Origin of the sequence: Microbacterium lemovicicum, assembly GCF_003991875.1 — a bacterium.
Classification (GTDB): Bacteria; Actinomycetota; Actinomycetes; order Actinomycetales; family Microbacteriaceae; genus Microbacterium; species Microbacterium lemovicicum.
Genome location: NZ_CP031423.1, coordinates 596635 through 614215, shown reverse-complemented (window position 1 = coordinate 614215; position 17581 = coordinate 596635). Strand labels below are relative to the sequence as shown.

Sequence of the window (17581 nt, the reverse complement as noted above, 5' to 3'; positions counted from 1 at the left end):
AGGGGGCATCGTCGTGTCGTCAGTTGAGCGTGAAGGTCGTCGTCGCGGTGTTGCCCGCGACATCGAACACCACCAGGGTGTTGAGACCCTTCACCGCGCCGAACACGCCGGGCGTCACGAAGTTGACGTCGGACCACGCGTTGTTCGACAGGTCCTTCACCACCCCGTTCAGCTCGACCTTGTCGACGCGACCGGCGTCGTAGAGCTTGAAGCTCACCTTGTCGTAGGTCGCCCCGGTCGCCACGGTGAACTGCGCGCCGTCCTTCACCGTCGCGGTCGGCGCGGTCGCGTCGATCGTGAACGCGAACGTCCCGGTCTTCGAGACATTGCCGGCCAGGTCGTGCGCGTTGTACTTGAGCTGGTACTCGCCGTCGGGCAGCGAGACCGACGCCGTGTGGGTCGCGCTCGTCGCGCCCCCCGCCACCGCGGACTGCGTGCTCTTGACGAGCGTGCCGCCCTTGTAGACGTTCGCCACGATCTTGGACAGGCCGCGGTCATCGGCCGCGTCGACCTGGAGGTCGAGCGCGGTGAACGGTCCGGCCGTCGTCGGCGCGGCCAGCGTCGCCGTCGGCTTCACCGTGTCGCGCTCGATCGCGAGGTCGCTGAACACATTGACGGCCGACCGGCCGGTGTCGTGCGACGACGAGAAGATGCCGGCATCCTGCACCGACGCGGCGTTCTTCAGCGCGACGGTGGAGCCGACCTGCGCGTAGTTCGCACCGTCGTAGGAGTACCAGGCGCTGACCTGATCCCCTGCCCGGTCGAGCTTGACCCACACCGGGCGGAACGTGTTCACGTTCGCCGCGGCGGAGCTCTCGACGTAGCCGTCGCCGTCGGCGTCCCAGTGGAACGCGACGCCGTTGCGGGGGGTGACGGCCACGAGCGCGTAGCCGGCAGACGCACCGGGCTGGTCGATGTCGTTGCGGATCATGACGCCCGACTTCGCCCAGGCGTTCGCGTCGCCGATCGTGTCGACGCGCGCCGAGACGCTCGAGGCTCCGTTGACGGCGTCCTTCTGGAAGATGGACCCGTAGGCGTCATCCCGCTGTCCGCCGCCGCCCCACACGTCCGCGCCCTGGGCGCGGATCGCGAAGGACCCGTCGGCCTGAGCGAAGTACGAGCTCGAGGCCGAGGTGGCGGTCGTCGAGTAGGGCTTCTTGACGGGATCTCCGGTGCTGCCGCAGGCGGCGTTCTCGCTGAACAGGTTCCCGTTGAGCGTGGTCCGCAGATCGGCGGGGACGCCGGCCTCGCAGATCACCTGACGCGCGGCGTCCGGCCAGTTCAGCCCGGAGACCTGCACGTTGTCCACGAGACGGTTGCGGTTGGACTCGAGGTTCGGAGTCTGCGCGCCGCCGGAGTTGTACCAGTTCTGCGTGAGGAGGTTGTCGCTCGTGTTCGTGGCGTTGTACGCGTTGGTGAAGACCCACGGGCTGGTGCCCTGCAGCACGTTCTGCCGGTAGATCGTCGATCGCGTGCCCTCGTCGAGGTACAGACCGACACCGGAGACGTTGTACAGGTAGTTGCGCTCGGTCACAGATCCCGGGCTCGCCGAGAGGTTGTAGATCGAGCCGCCGTCCGCGAACTGCGACTTGGTGTTGTGCACGAGGTTGCCCGCGACGACGTTGTCCTTCAGCGTGGTCGGCGTCTCGTAGCGGGTGTTCCAGTTGTAGTACCCGCGCTTGGTGTACTCGTCGTTGCCGCCGGCGTCGTTCATGCCCCAGCCGTAGCCGGTGTCGATGCCGTCGTAGGCGACGTTGGAGACCTCGTTGTTCTGGATGCGCGCGTTGGTGACGTACGTGCTGAGGATGCCGGAGTTGTCCTTGTACTCGACCGCCGCCCGCGTCACCGTGTTGTGCTCGACCGTGATGTCGTGGTTGATCATCCGCTCGTCGTCGGGGTGATGCGCCTCGGGACGGTTGCCGCCGACGAAGACGCCGTGGCCGCCGACCTCGGTGAAGCGGTTGCCGATGACCTGGATGTCGCTCGCGCCCAGGCCGACGCCGCTCAGCGCGGCGTTGGTGTCGTTGCCGATGCCGAGAGCGGAGGAGCCGAGCGTGATGAAGAGGTTGCGCTCGAATTGCACCCCGGAGGCCGCGGAGACCTGCACGGCCGCCGGCTCCTGGTACCAGCTGGTGCGCGCGCGCTCGAAGAGCTCGCAGCCGCGGGAGCAGCTGGTGAAGGCATCAGCCGGCCGGTAGTCGTAGTGGTCCTTGATGTAGGACCCGTTCTGCTGGGTGGCGTAGCCGTCGGTGGAGGGTCCGAGCCAGGAGGTGCCTGTGAAGGTGATGTCCTCGAAGGCGAGGTTCTGCAGCGGCTCGTCGTACGTGCCGCCGATGCTCATGAGCACCTCGACCCGCGGCAGCTCGACGTCGAGCGTGTTCGGGTCGACCCCGGCACCGGGCTTGTAGTACAGCTTCCCGGCGTCCGGGTCGATGTACCACTCGTTCATCTCGTCGAGGAAGGCGAGGGCATTGGAGAACCAATAGGTCGATCCGCCGAGCAGCGCGAACTGCGGCGTGTCCCATCCCCACGTGTTGTTCTCCCACGCGGGCTGGTCCATGGTCGCCTTGTTGTCCGCGATCGACGCCACCGGCGAATACCGGTAGGTGAAGTCGCCCTTCGCCTCGAACTCCACCCGGTCCGGCTGCGGCAGGTCGTTCATGAACGCGAGGTCGGGGTTCTTCAGCGTGATGCCGGTCTCATCCAGCGCCAGATCGGCTCCGGCGACCTGGCGCTGCGCGCGCTGCGCGTACACGCCGTTCACGTAGAGCTGACGGGTGTCGACGCCCTGCGGCGTGTCCGCCACCCAGATGCCGGCGTCGGCATCCGAGACGGTCCAGCCCGACACCTGCTGGGCACCGGAGACGATCGGCGAGGCACCGCGCGCCGCGGTCCAGCGGACCGACCCGTCGGCACCGCCGGCATCCTCGGGACGGAACTCGAGCGGCTCGTCGACGCGGTAGGTGCCGTCGGCGAGTTCGACGACGACGTCGACGCCCCCTCCCGCGACGAGGTCCTTCACGCGGTCTTTGGCGGTGGGCAGCGAGCAGGGCTGACCGACGGTGCAGGCGTCGCCCGACCCGTCCGGCGAGGTGTGGAGGGTCTTCGGCGCAGCAGCTGCGGCGGGGGTGGCGACGGCGACGGATACCGCCAGGGCACCGATCACCGCCAACGCTCCGCCGCGGAGATGGCTGATCTTCACGGGGTGGACTCCTTGTCCGGAGAGGAATGCCCGTACGCAGGAGCCGCGATCCGATCACGACCTTGTGGACGGGTGGTGCGGGGGGCACCTGCAAACATCATATGAATGACGTATGAGGGAGCGCAAGGGAAATGCGGACTCCCGGAGGATCGAAGTCCGCCATGCACGGCGCACCGGAGCGGGGCGCACCCCCAGCCGCGTGAGCGCGCTAGCGGCCCGCCGCGGCGTGGCTCGCGAGGCGTCGCAGACCCTCGTCGATCGACACGGCCGGAGCCCACTGCAGCGCCGCGCGCGTCTCGCGCTGGTCGAACCAGTGCGCGGTGGAGAGCTGCTCTGCCAGGAACCGCGTCATCGGCGGCTCGTCTGCGCCCGGGCGCAGCGCCCACGCGCGCTCGATCAGCGAGCCGGCCGCCCGCGCCACCCCCGCGGGGACGCTCCACGACGGCGGGCGCACGCCCGAGGCGAGGCAGATTCCGGCCAGCAGTTCGCCGACGGGTCGCGGCTCGCCGTTCGTGATGACGAACGCCCGCCCGTGCACGGCCGGGGCCTGATGCAGCGCCGCCGCGATGCCGGTCGCGGCGTTGTCGATGTAGGTGGAGTCGATGAGGGCGCGACCGCCGTCGAGGAGGGGCAGACGCCCGCGACGCGCGCGGTCGACGATGCGGCCGACGAGCTGGGTGTCGCCCGGTCCCCACACGAGATGGGGGCGGACGGCGACGACGTGCAGGGCGGCCGAGTCGCGGGCGAGGGCGAGGAGCTCCGCTTCGGCCTTCGTGCGGGCGTACTCGCCGCGGGCGTCGGCCGGAGACGCCGGATCCGCCCCGACGCCGGCGAGCGAGGCGCCCGCGTGGGCGACCGACGGCGAGGAGACCTGCACGAAACGGGATGCCCCGGCTCGGCCGGCCTCATCGAGGAGCCGTCTCGTGCCCTCGACGTTGACGGTGCGGAACTCGGCCGGGTCGCCGGCGAGGGATACCTTCGCCGCGAGGTGGACGACGCCCTCGGCGCCGTCCAGGGCCCGCGCCACGACGGCGGGGTCGTCGATCGAGCCGAGCACGTCCGTGGCGCCGGCGACGGTGCTCGGGCGGCGCTGCAGCGTGCGCACCTCGTGACCGGCGGCGATCAGCTCCGCCGCGACGGCGCGCCCCAGGTAGCCGGAGGCGCCGGTGACGGTGACCATCACGGCCGCGCCGTCCGTCCGCCCGAGAGCACGCCCTCGGCCCACGCCGACAGTCGCGTGCGGTCGATCTTGGAGTTGTGGCGGATGTCGGTCGGCAGCTCCGGCACCACGAGCACCGCGGCCAGCGGGAGGTCGGTCGCGCTGCGCACGGCCGCGGTGACCTCGGGTCCGGCCAGCGCAGGGCGCCCGGCGGGCGGGGTCGTCTCCACGACGGCCACCGCCTGACGCAGCCGGTGCGGCCCGATGCCGACGACCGCGGCGCGGCGCACGGCCGGCACGGTCTCGATCTGCTGTTCGGGCCCGACCGGTGCGACGGGGCCGTCCGTCATCGTCAGCACGTGGGGCAGGCGGCCCTCGATCCACAGCCGCCGGTCGGCGTCCAGATGGCCGACGTCGCCCGTGCGGTGCCAGCGGCCCTCCGCGGGCACCTGGGCACCCGCGGTGCGGTCCGTCAGCCACAGCCGGTCGTAGGACGTCTTGAGGTGCGGGGCGGAGATGACGACCTCGCCGAGCACCCCCGCCGCCGAGCCGGGCGAACCGCCGGGGCGGCCGTCGTCGTCGAGCGGGTCGATCAGCACGATGTTGCCCTCGATCGCGCGTCCGACGCAGACACCGCGGTCCGCGGCATCCGACACTCCCCGGATGTCGGCGAGCGTGAGGTCGGTGACGAGGAGGCCCTCCGTCATGCCGTACGGCGTGTGCGGCTCGGCCCCGGGCATGAGCGCGGCCGCGGCGGCCAGCAGCGGCTCGCCGACGGGCGCGCCGGTCGAGAGGAACGTCTGCACCGTCGCCAGGGCGGCGCGGTCGTCGGCCGTGAGGGCGTCCGCGGTGGCGACGACGTTGAGGATCGCCGCCGGCGAGAGGAAGACCATGCGCGCATCGGAGGCCCGCACGGCGGCCGCCACCGCGGCGGCGGTGAGGGTGCGGGGCGCGGAGACGTCCATGTCGGGCGTGGCCGAGCGGGTGCCGAGTGCGGGGCCGAGGAGGGCGAACGGCGCGAAGCCCGTCACGAGGCCGGTGTCGGCCGTCACGCCGAAGTGCGCGGAGAGGATGTCGCGGAGCGCCGACAGCTGCCGGTGCGTGTACGCCACGCCCTTCGCCGGCCCGGTGGAGCCGGAGGTGAAGAGGATCGCGGCGGAGTCGTCGGGCGCGGGCTCCGCCGGCAGCGGCGCGGTCGCGCCGAGGGCGGCGACGCCGGCGAGGTCGTGGGATACGCCCAGGGCCGCCGCGGAGATCTTCGGGAGGCGCGGGACGGAGATGCGGATGCCGGGCCAGCCCAGCACGCGGGCGGCCGTCAGCCCGGGCAGCTCCCCGATGACGACGTCGGGCCACGACCCGCGCACCGCGCGCGACAGCCCGCGCACGCCGAGTCCCGCGTCGGCCACGACGACGATCGCGCCGATGCGCAGGCAGGCGTAGATGACGGCCGTGAGCGTGGGTCCGGGCGGGACGAGCACCGAGACGCGCTGGCCCTTCTGCACGCCGATGCGGCGGAGGCCCGCGGCCAGGTTCCGTACGCGGTCGTCCAGCCGGCGCCAGCTCACGCGCGCGGGGCGCCCGGCCCGCGCGGACATGTCGATGACCGCGACGCCGTCGTCGTCGCGACGGGCGTCGAGCGCCGCCCACAGCGGTGCGAACGTCGCCGCGTCGCGTGCGGCGGCGACGGCGTCGGCGACCGGGGTCTGCTCCGCCGCCTCCCCCGCGGACGATCCGCGTGCCGCCCCCGTCAGCCGGGCCGCGTTGTCGTCGAGCCAGGCGAGGACGGCGTCCGCGTAGGGCCGGTCCTCGGCGATCAGGTGCCCTGAGCCCTCGAATCGGTGCACGTCGGCGCGCGGCATCCGATCGATCAGGTCGTCGAGGTACCGGTCGCCGAAGATCGGGTCCGCGGGTCCCCACAGGAACAGCGCCGGCACGTCGAGGGCGGCGACGCCCGAGGAGATGCGCCGGAGCTCGGCGTGACTTCCGTGCGTCGCATCGACGGGGATGTCGGCGACGAACGCCCCGATCCCGGTGCGGCGTGCCGCCGTGCGGTAGGGCGCACGGAAGGCGTCCTTGACCTCCGGCGCGAGCGCCGGGTGTCCCAGGGCGAGGGTCGTGTCGAGGAACGCCGTCGTGCGGACGGTGCCGTTGGCGAGCACCCCGCGGGCGCCGGCGAGGCGGAGGGGAGCGGGGATGGGCACGCCGTCAGGGTGGTGCACGGCGGTGTTCAGCGCGATGACCCCCGCGAGCAGCTCGGGGTGATCCACGGCCCAGCCGAGGGAGATCGGTCCGCCCCAGTCGTGGGCGAGGGTCACGACGGGCCCGGTGAGCCCCAGATCGGCGGTGAGGTCGCCCAGGTCGGCGACTCGGCGCGCGAGCGGGCGGGCGACGCCGGTGCGCGCGGAGAACCCCATCTCGAGCTGGTCGACGGCGATGACCCGCCAGGCGGGTCGCCCCGCCTCGGCGGCCCGCAGCGAGGCGGAGACGATGCCGCGCCAGAGGTACGACCAGGTCGGATTGCCGTGGACGGCGAGGATCGTGCCCGCGACGGGCACGCCCCGGCGCTCGAGCTCGGCGCCGGTGTCGAGGTAGTGCCACTCGTGCACCGCTCCGGAGTCGCGCTCCGGCACCAGCCTCGTCCGACTGACGCGGACGTCGATGCCGGGCAGGGCCGCGATCGTCCGCGTCGCGTCGTTCACCAAGCGAGCTCCATCATGGCGGTGTTCAGGCCCGACCCGACGCCCATGAGCAGCACCCGGTCGCCCTGACGCAGGCTGTCCTGCTCCTGCGCGAGCGTGATCGGCACGGAGGCCGGACCGACATTGCCGTAGCGGGGGTAGGTCGTCGGCACCTTCGATCGGTCGAGGTGCACGGCCTTGACGATGGCGTCGGTGTGGATCGACGAGACCTGGTGCGTGATGTAGCGGTTCATCGACTTCCAGTCCCACTCCGCCGACGCCTCCTTCCACGCCGAGACCACGAGGTCGAGCCCGCCCTTGAGCAGCGCCTTCGCGTCGGTGAACATGCCGTCGACGCTGCCGACGCAGAGGGTGTGGAAGTTCGTGGCCGCGCGGGTGACGCCGCCGAGGATGCGGTGACCCTCGGGGTGCGCGTCGGCCCGGCCGAGCACGGCTGCGGCGGACCCCGAGCCCAGGGTGAGCGAGGCGAACTCGCTCATGAACCCGTCGCGGTCGGACTCGGAGCGGAGGAGTCTCTCGATGGTGTTGACCTGGATGTCGTCCGCGTCCTCGCCGGCCACGACCATGGCGTAGTCGATCTGGCCGGACTCGATCATCGTGGCCGCGAGCGACATCCCGTTGATGAAGCCGAGGCACGCGTTCGCGACGTCGAAGTTCACCGCGGAGCTGGGCAGCCCGAGCCCGTGATGCAGCGCGACGGCGACCGACGGCTCGAGATGCATGCGCGTCACGGACGTGTTGATGAGCAGGCCCACCTGCGACGCGTCGACGCCGGCCTCGTCCAGCGCGCGCTTCCCTGCCGCGATGGTGGCCTTGTCGGCCGACTCTCCCGGACCCCAGTTGCGTCGCTCGAGCACGCCGGCGACGCGTTTGAGGAGGCCGCTGCGCAATTTGAGGCGTGCCAAGGAGGGGCCGAGGCGACCCTCGATGTCATCCGAGGTGGTCACCCGACTGGGCAGAACGCTCGCCACCGACAACAGCGCGACGTTCTGGAAACGGGAAACAGCATTACCGGGCAAGCGATCCTCCATAGGAGGTCGAACTTTTTTCCTCCACAGGACGTTCTACCCCACTTCGGCTGTGAAGATGCGGGGCTTGCACACCGGCGGCGTGTGCGACAGGTGTCCAATCAGCCCGCGCGACCTCCGGAAGGCTGTCAGACGTGCAGGGTGGTGGAGCGCTGCGAGCGCTCGCGCTGGGCGGTCATGTGCTCGTCGAACTCGTCGCGCCACGTCTCGCTGACCACGATCCCCTGACGGCCCGCCTCCTCGGTGGAGAGCTCGACGGGGAAGCCGTAGGTGTCGTAGAGCACGAAGAGCTCGGCGCCGGTCACCGTGGTGCCGCGATACGCGCGCAGCTGCTTCAGCCCCTTCCGGAGCGTGCGGCGGAAGGCCTGCTCCTCCTTCACCAGCACCTTCTCGACGTACTCGGCGTGCTCCCCCACCTCGGGATAGTGCGCCTCGTAGATCTCCGCGATGGTGGGGATGATCTGCGGGAAGAAGTTCTCCTCGAGTCCGAGGTCGAAGGCGAAGCGGATGGCCCGGCGCAGCAGGCGGCGCATGACGTACCCCTGCGCCTTGTTGCCCGGCATCACCCCGTCGACCGCGAGGAAGGTCGCGCCGCGCAGGTGATCCGCGATGACGCGCATGCTCACGGTCTCGTCCTCATAGCTGCGACCGGACAGCTCCTGCAGGCGCTCGATGATCGGCCACAGCAGCCCGATGCGGAACACATCGGGGCTGTCGATCGCCGCGGCCGCGATACGCGCCAGTCCGCCGCCGTAGTCGACGTTCTTCTTCGGCAGGGGCTCGAAGCCCGTCTCGGTGCGGCGGTACTCCATGAACACCGAGTTGCCCAGCTCGATGAAGCGTCCGCAGTCGCAGTTCTGGTGGCAGTGCTCGCCGAACGTCGGATCGTGCTCGACGGTCGGGAACAGGTAGAAGATCTCCGTGTCGGGGCCGCCGGGCTCGCCGACGGGCATGTCCTCCGCCTTCCCCCCGCGGCACCACCAGTTCTTCTTGCCGTAGAAGGCGATGCGCGCACCGCCGGTGCCGACGGCGGCGGCGTGCTCCTCGGTCCCCACGTCGACCTGGTCGGAGGAGACGCCCGCCTCCTGGAACAAGCCCGTCCACAGCTGCGCCGACTCCTCGTCCTTCGGGATGTCGTTCTTCGGGTCGCCGCTGAAGCACGACACGTAGATGCGGTCGGGATCGAGGCCGACCTTGGCCGTCAGGAACGTCCACACCTGCGGGATCTGCTCCTGCTTGAAGTAGTCGCCCAGGCTCCAGTTGCCGAGCATCTCGAAGAAGGTGGTGTGCCGGTTGTCGCCGACCTCCTCGATGTCCTGCACGCGGAGGCAGGTCTGGCTGTCGGCGAGCCTCGTGCCGGCCGGATGCTGCGCCCCCAGCAGGTACGGAAGGAGCGGCTGCATGCCGCTCCCCGTGAAGAGCGTCGTGGGGTCGTCCTTCGGAACGAGGGGCGAGCGCGGGATGATCACGTGACCGCGTTCGGTCATGAAGTCGAGGTAGGCGCGGCGGATCTCGTCAGCGTTCATGTGTGTAGGACACGCAGACCCCCGGCGGGTGGGTCTCGACGTGCCTCCTCCCGCGACTTGTCTACCATTCCGGGCCTGGCTATAGTGAGTGATCTCGGGGGATGCGCACATGAGGCGCCCCGTCAGGTGCGATTCCTGAGTCCTCCACCACCGGCCGTGGGTCCATCTGACCCACGGCCTTCCTCTTTGTCCGTCCGTGCTGCCTCAGGCCCGCGGCGCGGTCTCCTCGGCCAGGTCAGCGTCCCTCGCGCCCTCGCGCGACCGCGTCCAGCGCGAGATCACGTAGAGCACCGCACCGACGGCCAAGAGGATCGCCCCGAAAAGCCAGACCTCGGGGCGCTGCTGGGTCATCAGCAGGATGCAGGATGCGACGCCCAGCACCGGCACGAACGTCCAGACCCTGAAGTGCGCGTGCTGCACACGGTCGCGGCGGAGGACCAGCACCGAGACGTTGGCGCTCAGGAAGACGAACAGGAGCAGGAGCACCACGGTCTCGGCCAGGGTGGCGAGGTCGCCGACGAGGGTGAGCAGCATCGCGACGAGCGTGGTGGCGAGGATCGCGACCCACGGCGTCTTGCGCTGCGGGAGCACCCGCGACAGCGTGCGCGGGAGGAGCCTCTGCTCGGACATCCCGTAGGTCAGGCGGCTCGTCATGATCATCGTCAGGAGCGCCCCGTTGGCGACGGCGACGAGGGCGATCAGGCTGAACAGCCATGACGGGATGGCCACACCGCTCGCCTCGACGACGGCGAGCAGCGGTCCGCTCGATTCCGACAGCTCGCTCGCCGGCAGGGCGATCGAGCTCGCCAGTCCGACCAGCACGTACACGACGCCTGCCGCCAGAAGCGCGCCGAACAGTGCGACCGGATAGGTCTTGGAGGGCTGCTTGACCTCCTCGATCATGTTCGCGGAGGTCTCGAAGCCCACGAAGGAGTAGTAGGCGATGATGGCACCGGCCAGCACCGCGGTCGCCGCGCCCGTGCCCTCCGGCAGCTGCGTGACACGCGACACGTCGCCGCCGCCCGCCAGCAGCAGCCCGACCACGACGACCACGATCACCAGGCCGCTCACCTCGATCACGGTCATGACGAGGTTCGCGCCGAGCGATTCGCGCACGCCGCGGGCGTTCAGCAGCGCCACGATCACGAGGAAGACCATCGCGACGGGGATCGTCGGCAGGTCGATGAAGGTGCGGAGGTACTCCCCCGCGAAGGCGAGCGAGAGTCCGGCGGCGCTGACCACTCCGGCCGCGAGCATGCAGAATCCGACGAGGAACGACACGAGACGGTTGCGGAAGGCGCGCTCCGCGAAGACGGACGCGCCACCGGCGCGCGGGTACTTCGTTACGAGCTCGGCGTACGACCCTGCGGTGAGGAGCGCGAGCACGAGCGCCAGCAGGAGCGGTGCCCAGAGCATCCCGCCCACCCTGTCGCTCAGCACGCCCATCAGGGCGTAGATACCCGCGCCGAGCACGTCGCCGAGGATGAAGGCGAACAAAAGCGGACCGGTGATGGCGCGGCGCAGCCGGGTGTCGTTCGGCCCCTCGGACGTCGGGGCGGCATCGGTGGGCATGGAGACTCCTTCGGGCGCACTCCACCCCTGTGGCGGACCGCACCGTGAGAGCTTGGGTCATGCCCGGCGTGCATCGCACGCCGGTTGACGCGCGGCCCGCGCCCCGTTATGCGGCTGCTGCCGCCCACCCCGTCGAGGAGCCGGTTCAGACCCTCAGGGCGCGGCGCCAGGCCGAGAACGACTGCACCGGGCCACCGCCGGGTCGGGTCAGCCACGGCCAGGGATGCACCTCTACCGGCGTCAGCGCGGCCGCCCGGGTGGCCCACCCCGGCACCGGCGCGTAGGTGGTGGCGAGGTCCCGGCCGGCCAGCTCGTCGGCGACCCGTCCCCGTCGGACCTCGAGCGGACGCGTCGCGGCGAGCTCTCCGAGCGTCTCGGCCAGGAAGACCAGGCGCTTTCCCGACAGCCGCAGGCGGCGCAGCAGCGGCTCGTCGAACACGAAGACCGCGGGCCGGGCAGGATCGGCGGCGAGCGCGGGGTCGCCGTGTCCGAGCGACTCGGCCGTCAGCCAGACCGTCGACGCCCCCGACCCCTGCACCTCCGCGGGGCCCGACGGCGTCACGCCACGACCCAGATCCGGTCCGGTGACCGACGGCCCGGCACCGGCGTCGGGCCAGTTCTCGATCGGACAGCGGTCGGCGAGGGGGCACGAGCGGCACAGCTGCGGCGCACGCTTCTGCACCTGCCAGCGGCTGAAGCCGTAGGGCTTGCCGCTGCCCGTGCCGACGGTCCACTGCCAGCCGAGGCGGTTGGCCGCCCGCGACCCGTCGAGGAGGTGGGCGAAGAACTCGTCCTCCCCCTCACGCCAGTCGGCGCCGGCGCGCACCGTCCACTGCGACGCCAGCCACATCCGGGTCTGGTTCACGAGCCAGCCCTCGTCGTGGAGCATGCCGACCGTGAAGTCCATGCAGGCCATCTCGGCCGGCCACGGGTCACCGTCCCATCGGCCGGAGCGAGGCTGCTCCGCGCGCAGCGGCCTGCCCAGCGCCGGGCCGACCCGGGCGTAGAGGTGTCGCGCGTACTCCTGCCACAGCAGCTCGTCGCGGTAGCGCTTCCTGTCCTGGTCGTGGGCGTCCGACACCGCGTCCCACACCTCGCGGAGACTCAGCAGGCCGTGCCGGATGTAGGGCGACATCCGCGACGCGCCCCTGCGCGATGCGGGGAGCACGGTGCTGCGCGACCGCGCATAGCCGGTGATGTCGAGGGCGGCGAGCGCAGCATCCGCCGCCGCCTGGCCCCCGGTGAAGCCGCCGGCCCGCACCCCCTCAGGGCCTTCGCGAGTGAGGTCGCCGAGGTGCTCCGCGACCCAGGCGGCCGTGTCGTCGGAGGTGCCGATGGACGGCGGGGGCGGCACGGGAAGCGAGGGCACGGTGACAGTGTGCCCCGGGGGTCGGACCTCGGGATCGGCTGCCCGCCGATCTCACGGCCGACGCGACGTGCCGACACGGGGATCAGTCGAGGTCGAGCGCGAAGCAGAGCGAGCCGGCCATGGTGGCGGCGTAGGGCTCGTAGACCGGGATGGGCCGGAATCCGGCGCCCGTGTAGAGGGCCAGCGACTCGGGCTGTGCGGCACCGGTCTGCAGGATGACGCGGTGCGCGCCGTCCGTCCGGGCGCGGTCGACGACGGCGGCGGTGAGGGCGCGCCCGACGCCGCGGCGCCGCGCGGCCGGTGTGACGACGAGGCGCTTGAGCTCCCATTCCTCGCCGAGCCGGCGCAGGATCACGTGCCCCGCAGCCGCGCCGCCCTCGTCGAGCGCGAGCCAGGTCTGGACGATCTCCTCCGGGCGGGTGCGCAGCGCCTCGGCCCGCGCCGCGCGCACCTCGTCGGACTCCGCCGGGGCGTGCAGCGGCGCATACCGCTGGTCGAGGTCGTCGTTCAGCTGCCGGCGCAGCTCCTGGGCGCGCTCATCGTCGTAGGCGACCTCCACGATCCGGATCGGCACTGCTGCGCTCCCTCTGCTTGCACGTCGGCTCCGGGTGGGCAACCCCCGTGCCGATCGGGTTGGGATCGACGAAGGTGAGCCGCTCACCACCCGGATTGGAATCCTAGATGTCCCAGCGCAACACCCTTGTCCGCTCGCTCCACGACGTCGGCCTGGCCGCGTGGTTCGGGGGTGCCCTGATGGGCGCGGTCGGACTCAACGGCGGCACCGCGAAGGCCGCCGAGCCGTCGGAGCGCCTCCGTCTGTCCTCGATCGGGTGGGGCCGGTGGGCTCCTGTGCAGCTCACCGCGATCATCGCCCACGGCATCGGGGGCGTGGGGCTCATCCTGGGCAACAAGACCCGCCTCGTGAAGCAGCCGGAGGCGCGCGCCAACACCGAGCTGAAGCTCGGCATCACCGCCTTCGCCCTGATCGCGACCGGGTACTCGGCGATCCTCGGCGCGAAGATGGCCGCTCGGGCCGAAGAGGGCGGTGCGGGCGTGACCGAGCCAGGTGCCGCGGCATCCCGGAAGCTGGCCTCGGCACAGCGTCAGCAGCGCGTCGTGCAGTGGCTCATCCCCCTCGCGACCGGTGCGCTCCTGATCCTCGGCGCGCAGCAGGGCGAGCAGCAGCGCCCCGTCGCCGGCTTCCTCCAGAGCCTCCTGCATCGATGACGCGCGGCGACGACGCCCTGCGCACGCCGCTGGCCGTCGACACGGTCCTGTTCGACGTGGACGGCACGCTGGTCGACACGAACTACCAGCACGCCCTGTCGTGGTTCCGCGCCTTCCGCCGGCACGACATCACGGTGCCGGTGTGGCGCATCCACCGCGCCATCGGCATGGGCGGCGATCAGCTGATCGCGAGCGTCACGAGCGACGACGTCGAGGCGGAGCACGGCGAGGCGCTGCGCGAGGCCTGGACCGAGGAGTTCGACGAGGTCATCGACGAGGTGAAGCCGTTCGCGTCGGCCCACGACCTGCTCGTGGCGGTGAAGCAGCGCGGGTTCCAGGTGGTGCTGGCGAGCTCCGGCAAGGCGGAGCACGTGGAGCGCTTCCTCGACCTCGTGGACGGCGCCGACGTGGTGGATGCCTGGACGAGTTCCGACGACGTCGAGAACAGCAAGCCCGAGCCCGATCTCGTGCAGACCGCACTCGACCGCGTGGGCGGCACGTCGGGCGTCATGATCGGCGACTCGACCTGGGACATCGTGGCGGCGACCAAGGCCGAGGTGCCGACCGTCGCCGTGCGCACCGGGGGATTCTCCGCCGCCGAGCTCACCGATGCCGGTGCGATCGCCGTCTACGACTCCCTGACCGAGCTCCGCGACGCCCTCGATGGGCTGCTGGAACGCGTCACCCCGTAATGCTCGCGTGCGATCCGCTGCGCGGCGGTCTCGCACGTGGTCTCGGCGACGAGACGAGAGGCGGACGGATGCCTCGGGCCGAGGCATCCGTCCGCATTGCGGTCTCCGCGGTCAGGCTCCGGCGTCCGGATCCACCTGCGGTCCGCCGACGACGCCGATGCCGACGGCCTCGTGATCCGGGGACGGATCGTGGGGGCGGGCGGCCTTCGGCTCCTCACCGGGGTCCTTCTCGGTGCTCGGCTCCGTGGACGGCTCCGCGGCGCCGGTCTCCGGATCGGCGGGCGCGGCCTCCGCGCTCGGGTCGACGGGCTCCTCGATCGGCTCGTTGTTCGCTCGGTCGTGCGACGACGTGTCGCTGTTCTCGCTCATGACGACTCCTGTCCTTCTGCGGGGCGTTATCCAACCCGAAGGCTAGGACCGACCGCCCGCTCACCGGTGACCGTTGCAGACCGGTGAGCGACGGTGTAGCGACATCCATCCTCAGGGGTGTGGATGGATGTCAGAGCCCCCAGGTACGGTTTTGTTGATGTCCGTTTACGCCGAGGAGACCTCGTTCATGCCCTTCCGCAGCCAGCGCACCATCGCCGGGTGGCTCGAGGAGTTCCGCGCGCTCGGGCATCCGACATCCGCGACGGTGACGGTGATGCAGCAGGACGGCGACGAGGGAGCCGACACCGGTCTGGTGGGGGTGCGCCTCACCTATGCCCCGACGGTGATCTACATCGAGCCCGACGCCGCGCCCTCGACGACGTGGCGCGTCACGCTCGAGGCCCGGGAGGACACCGCCGTGCTCGACGCGGCCGCTGTCGCGAGCCTCGCCTCGGAGCTGTCGGTGGTGGCCGAACTGTGCGCGTTCCTCGAAGCGAAGTCAGCGGCTTTCGCCGGAGCCGACGCGAGCTGAGGTCGACCGCTCGGGAGCGCCCGTCGTGTCAGGACGGCGCGCCGGCCGTCGCGCGGGTGAGCTCGTCGAGAGAGGCGGCGAACCGGCCGACCGCCGCCTGATCCATCAGTGCGGTGGCCTCGTCGAATCGGGTGTCGAAGCGCGTCAAGGCCACCCACGGTGTCGCCGTCATGTCGACGGTGAGGGTGATGCGCGTGACCCGCCTGTCATCCGCATCGGCATCGCGGCGGAGGACATCACGGCGCTCGAGGCGATCGATCAGCGCGGTGACGCCCGCGGCGGTGATGTCGAGGAACTCCCGGAGCTGAGAGGGCCTGATGCCCGGATGATCGGCGATGTGCAGCATCGCGCGGGCGTCGCCTTCGCCGATGTCGAGGGTGCGTCGGGCGGCGCCGACGCTGCGTGCGCGGGCGTTGCCGTAGGCCAGAAGGGCAGCGCGCAGGGTCGGCGTCTCGCCGCCCGCGTCGGTGCTGCTGCTGGTCGTCATGATTTCATCCTACCTGATGATTAACCGAGTGAGCTATTCACTGGTTTAACTAAATGAGTGAGTTTTCGGGTACAGTCGAGAAAGTCGGCTCCGCCACCGCGGATGCGCCGATCGACACACCGAAGGAGTCATGATGGGCATGCTGTACTACGGCGACCGTGCGGAGCCGATCGAGTTCCCCGACGCTCTGCTCAGTCATCTCAAGGTGGTCATCACCACCAAACTGCGCCGCAAGGAGAGCTTCACGCTCGGCTGGCGCCACACCATCACCGATCCGGCCGGCCGCTCCGCGCTCTGGCTGCAGGAATCGATCCCCCTCCGGTTCGTCTTCACCTCTGTCGAAGCCGGCAAGCTCGACTCCGCCGTGCTGCAGGACTTCGCGATCCGTGCCAGCTCGGGCAGCGGACTGCAGATCGAGCTCGACAGCTGGTACGCGGCCGAGACGGCTGTACCCGACCGACTCGTCACCGCCGCCTGACGCGGCGACATCCGCACGGCGCTCGGCGCCGACGAAGAAGGCCAGGCGCGAAGCCTGGCCTTTTCTCGTGCGTCCTGTGCGCCGGCACCGCCTCACAGCGCCAGCGGCAGCACCGCCAGGAAGACGATGACGGGTGCCGCGCACAATCCGAGGAGGGCGTAGCGACCCCAGCCGATCCGCACGCCGGCGGCCTCCAGGCGCTGGTGCCAGAGCAGGGTCGCCAGCGACGCCCAGGGCGTGATCAGCGGGCCCGCGTTGACGCCCACCAGCAGGGCGCCCAGCCGTGCCGGCGTGTCTGCGGTGTTCTCCAGCGCGAGGTAGGCCGGAAGGTTGTCGATCGCATTGGCGCCGACCAGGCCCGTCCCGGCCAGCCGCACGAGGGCGGGAAGGTCGTCGCCGTGGCCGGCGACCGCGGCGATCACCGCGTCGGCTCCCAGCGACTGCAGCGCGCCCACGGCGAGGAACAGCCCGGAGGCGAAGACGACGAGCTGCCACGGCACGAGGCCGGGCCGCAGGGCGCGCGGCGCGCGGACGACGTAGACGATGACCATCACGGCGGCGGCGGCCAGCGCGGGAATCCACGGGTCCAGCCCCGACACCAGCAGCGGCAGCAGCGCGGTCACGACGATCGCCGACACGATCAGCAGCGGCCGGTCGCCGACGGCCGGCGCAGGGGCCGGGTCGAACCTCCCGCGCAGGTCGCGTCGATTCACGAGCGCCAGGATCGCGACCGTCACGACGACGGCGATGAGCGCCGAGGGGCCGAGGAGCGCGAGGAACTCCCCCGTGCCCGCGTCCAGCCGGTGCACCGCGAGCAGGTTGGTCAGGTTGGACACGGGGAGCGCGAGCGACGCCGTGTTGGCCAGCCAGACCGTGGCGAGGGCGAACGGCAGCGGTGGCAGGCGGTTGGCCTTCGCCACACCCACGACCACCGGAGTGAGCAGGACCGCCGTGGTGTCCAGCGACAGGAACGAGGTGCAGACGACGGCGAGGGCGACCACGAGCAGCCACAGCGTCCACGTGCGACCGCCGGACAGGCGAGCGAGGAACGCCGCGACGACGTCGAACAGCCCGGCGATCGCCGCCAGCTCCGCGACGATCGTGATGGCGACGACGAACAGCAGGATCGGCCACACGCGCTCCCCGATCGCCGCGACGTCTTCCGCCGGAAGCACGCCGGTCACGGCGGCGACCACGCCCGCTGCGAGCAGGGCTGCGCCGATGACCGCGAGTTTCACTCG

15 protein-coding genes are annotated in these 17581 nt (G+C 71.3%); 4 read left to right on the top strand and 11 right to left on the bottom strand.

All coding sequences use genetic code 11. The annotated features are described in order from the left end of the window. Positions 1 to 19 precede the first annotated feature (19 nt). From CVS47_RS02830 to CVS47_RS02795, 8 genes are all read right to left on the bottom strand, one after another. Positions 20 to 3202, bottom strand: a complete 3183-nt coding sequence (locus CVS47_RS02830; protein WP_206502726.1) for a right-handed parallel beta-helix repeat-containing protein — start codon at positions 3200 to 3202, stop codon at positions 20 to 22. A gap of 208 nt (positions 3203 to 3410) precedes the next feature. Beyond that, positions 3411 to 4385, bottom strand: a complete 975-nt coding sequence (locus tag CVS47_RS02825) for an NAD-dependent epimerase/dehydratase family protein (protein WP_127094730.1) — start codon at positions 4383 to 4385, stop codon at positions 3411 to 3413. Then, positions 4382 to 7063: an alpha/beta fold hydrolase gene (locus tag CVS47_RS02820; protein WP_127094729.1), complete on the bottom strand. Its 2682-nt coding sequence runs from the start codon at positions 7061 to 7063 to the stop codon at positions 4382 to 4384. The genes CVS47_RS02825 and CVS47_RS02820 overlap by 4 nt, the downstream gene beginning before the upstream one ends. Next, the gene (locus CVS47_RS02815) at positions 7057 to 8079 is read right to left on the bottom strand and encodes a 3-oxoacyl-ACP synthase III (RefSeq protein ID WP_378790701.1); all 1023 of its coding nucleotides are present in this window, start codon (positions 8077 to 8079) and stop codon (positions 7057 to 7059) included. The genes CVS47_RS02820 and CVS47_RS02815 overlap by 7 nt, the downstream gene beginning before the upstream one ends. Before the next feature lie 137 nt (positions 8080 to 8216). Beyond that, positions 8217 to 9614, bottom strand: coding sequence for an alanine--tRNA ligase-related protein (locus CVS47_RS02810; protein ID WP_127094727.1), 1398 nt, complete (start codon positions 9612 to 9614; stop codon positions 8217 to 8219). 204 nt (positions 9615 to 9818) lie between these two features. Continuing rightward, on the bottom strand, positions 9819 to 11186 hold the full coding sequence (locus tag CVS47_RS02805; protein ID WP_127094726.1) for an APC family permease: 1368 nt from the start codon (positions 11184 to 11186) through the stop codon (positions 9819 to 9821). Positions 11187 to 11331: 145 nt separating this feature from the next. Continuing rightward, complete coding sequence (locus tag CVS47_RS02800) at positions 11332 to 12555, bottom strand: FAD-binding domain-containing protein (protein WP_127094725.1); 1224 nt, start codon at positions 12553 to 12555, stop codon at positions 11332 to 11334. An 82-nt stretch (positions 12556 to 12637) separates the two neighbouring features. Further along, positions 12638 to 13129: a GNAT family N-acetyltransferase gene (locus tag CVS47_RS02795; protein WP_127094724.1), complete on the bottom strand. Its 492-nt coding sequence runs from the start codon at positions 13127 to 13129 to the stop codon at positions 12638 to 12640. Between the two features lie 107 nt (positions 13130 to 13236). On the opposite strand from CVS47_RS02795, the gene CVS47_RS02790 reads away from it, so the two are divergent. Beyond that, positions 13237 to 13782 (top strand): hypothetical protein, encoded by a 546-nt coding sequence (locus CVS47_RS02790; RefSeq protein ID WP_127094723.1) that lies wholly within the window; start codon positions 13237 to 13239, stop codon positions 13780 to 13782. Then, on the top strand, positions 13779 to 14474 hold the full coding sequence (locus tag CVS47_RS02785; protein WP_127094722.1) for an HAD family hydrolase: 696 nt from the start codon (positions 13779 to 13781) through the stop codon (positions 14472 to 14474). Before CVS47_RS02790 ends, CVS47_RS02785 begins: the two co-directional genes overlap by 4 nt. 111 nt (positions 14475 to 14585) lie before the next feature. Here CVS47_RS02785 and CVS47_RS02780 read toward each other — a convergent pair whose 3' ends face one another. Next, positions 14586 to 14843, bottom strand: a complete 258-nt coding sequence (locus CVS47_RS02780) for a hypothetical protein (RefSeq protein WP_127094721.1) — start codon at positions 14841 to 14843, stop codon at positions 14586 to 14588. Between the two features lie 157 nt (positions 14844 to 15000). On the opposite strand from CVS47_RS02780, the gene CVS47_RS02775 reads away from it, so the two are divergent. Further along, positions 15001 to 15375, top strand: a complete 375-nt coding sequence (locus CVS47_RS02775; RefSeq protein ID WP_127094720.1) for a hypothetical protein — start codon at positions 15001 to 15003, stop codon at positions 15373 to 15375. A 28-nt stretch (positions 15376 to 15403) separates the two neighbouring features. Here CVS47_RS02775 and CVS47_RS02770 read toward each other — a convergent pair whose 3' ends face one another. Then, positions 15404 to 15862, bottom strand: a complete 459-nt coding sequence (locus CVS47_RS02770; RefSeq protein ID WP_127094719.1) for a MarR family transcriptional regulator — start codon at positions 15860 to 15862, stop codon at positions 15404 to 15406. A 130-nt stretch (positions 15863 to 15992) separates the two neighbouring features. Here CVS47_RS02770 and CVS47_RS02765 point away from each other — a divergent pair, with 130 nt between their 5' ends. Continuing rightward, positions 15993 to 16340, top strand: coding sequence for a DUF7882 family protein (locus tag CVS47_RS02765; protein ID WP_315269100.1), 348 nt, complete (start codon positions 15993 to 15995; stop codon positions 16338 to 16340). A 92-nt stretch (positions 16341 to 16432) separates the two neighbouring features. On the opposite strand, the gene CVS47_RS02760 is transcribed toward CVS47_RS02765, so the two are convergent. Then, positions 16433 to 17578 carry an ArsB/NhaD family transporter gene (locus CVS47_RS02760; RefSeq protein ID WP_241240251.1) on the bottom strand — a complete coding sequence of 382 codons (1146 nt, stop codon included), beginning with the start codon at positions 17576 to 17578 and terminating at the stop codon, positions 16433 to 16435. Positions 17579 to 17581: the final 3 nt, after the last annotated feature.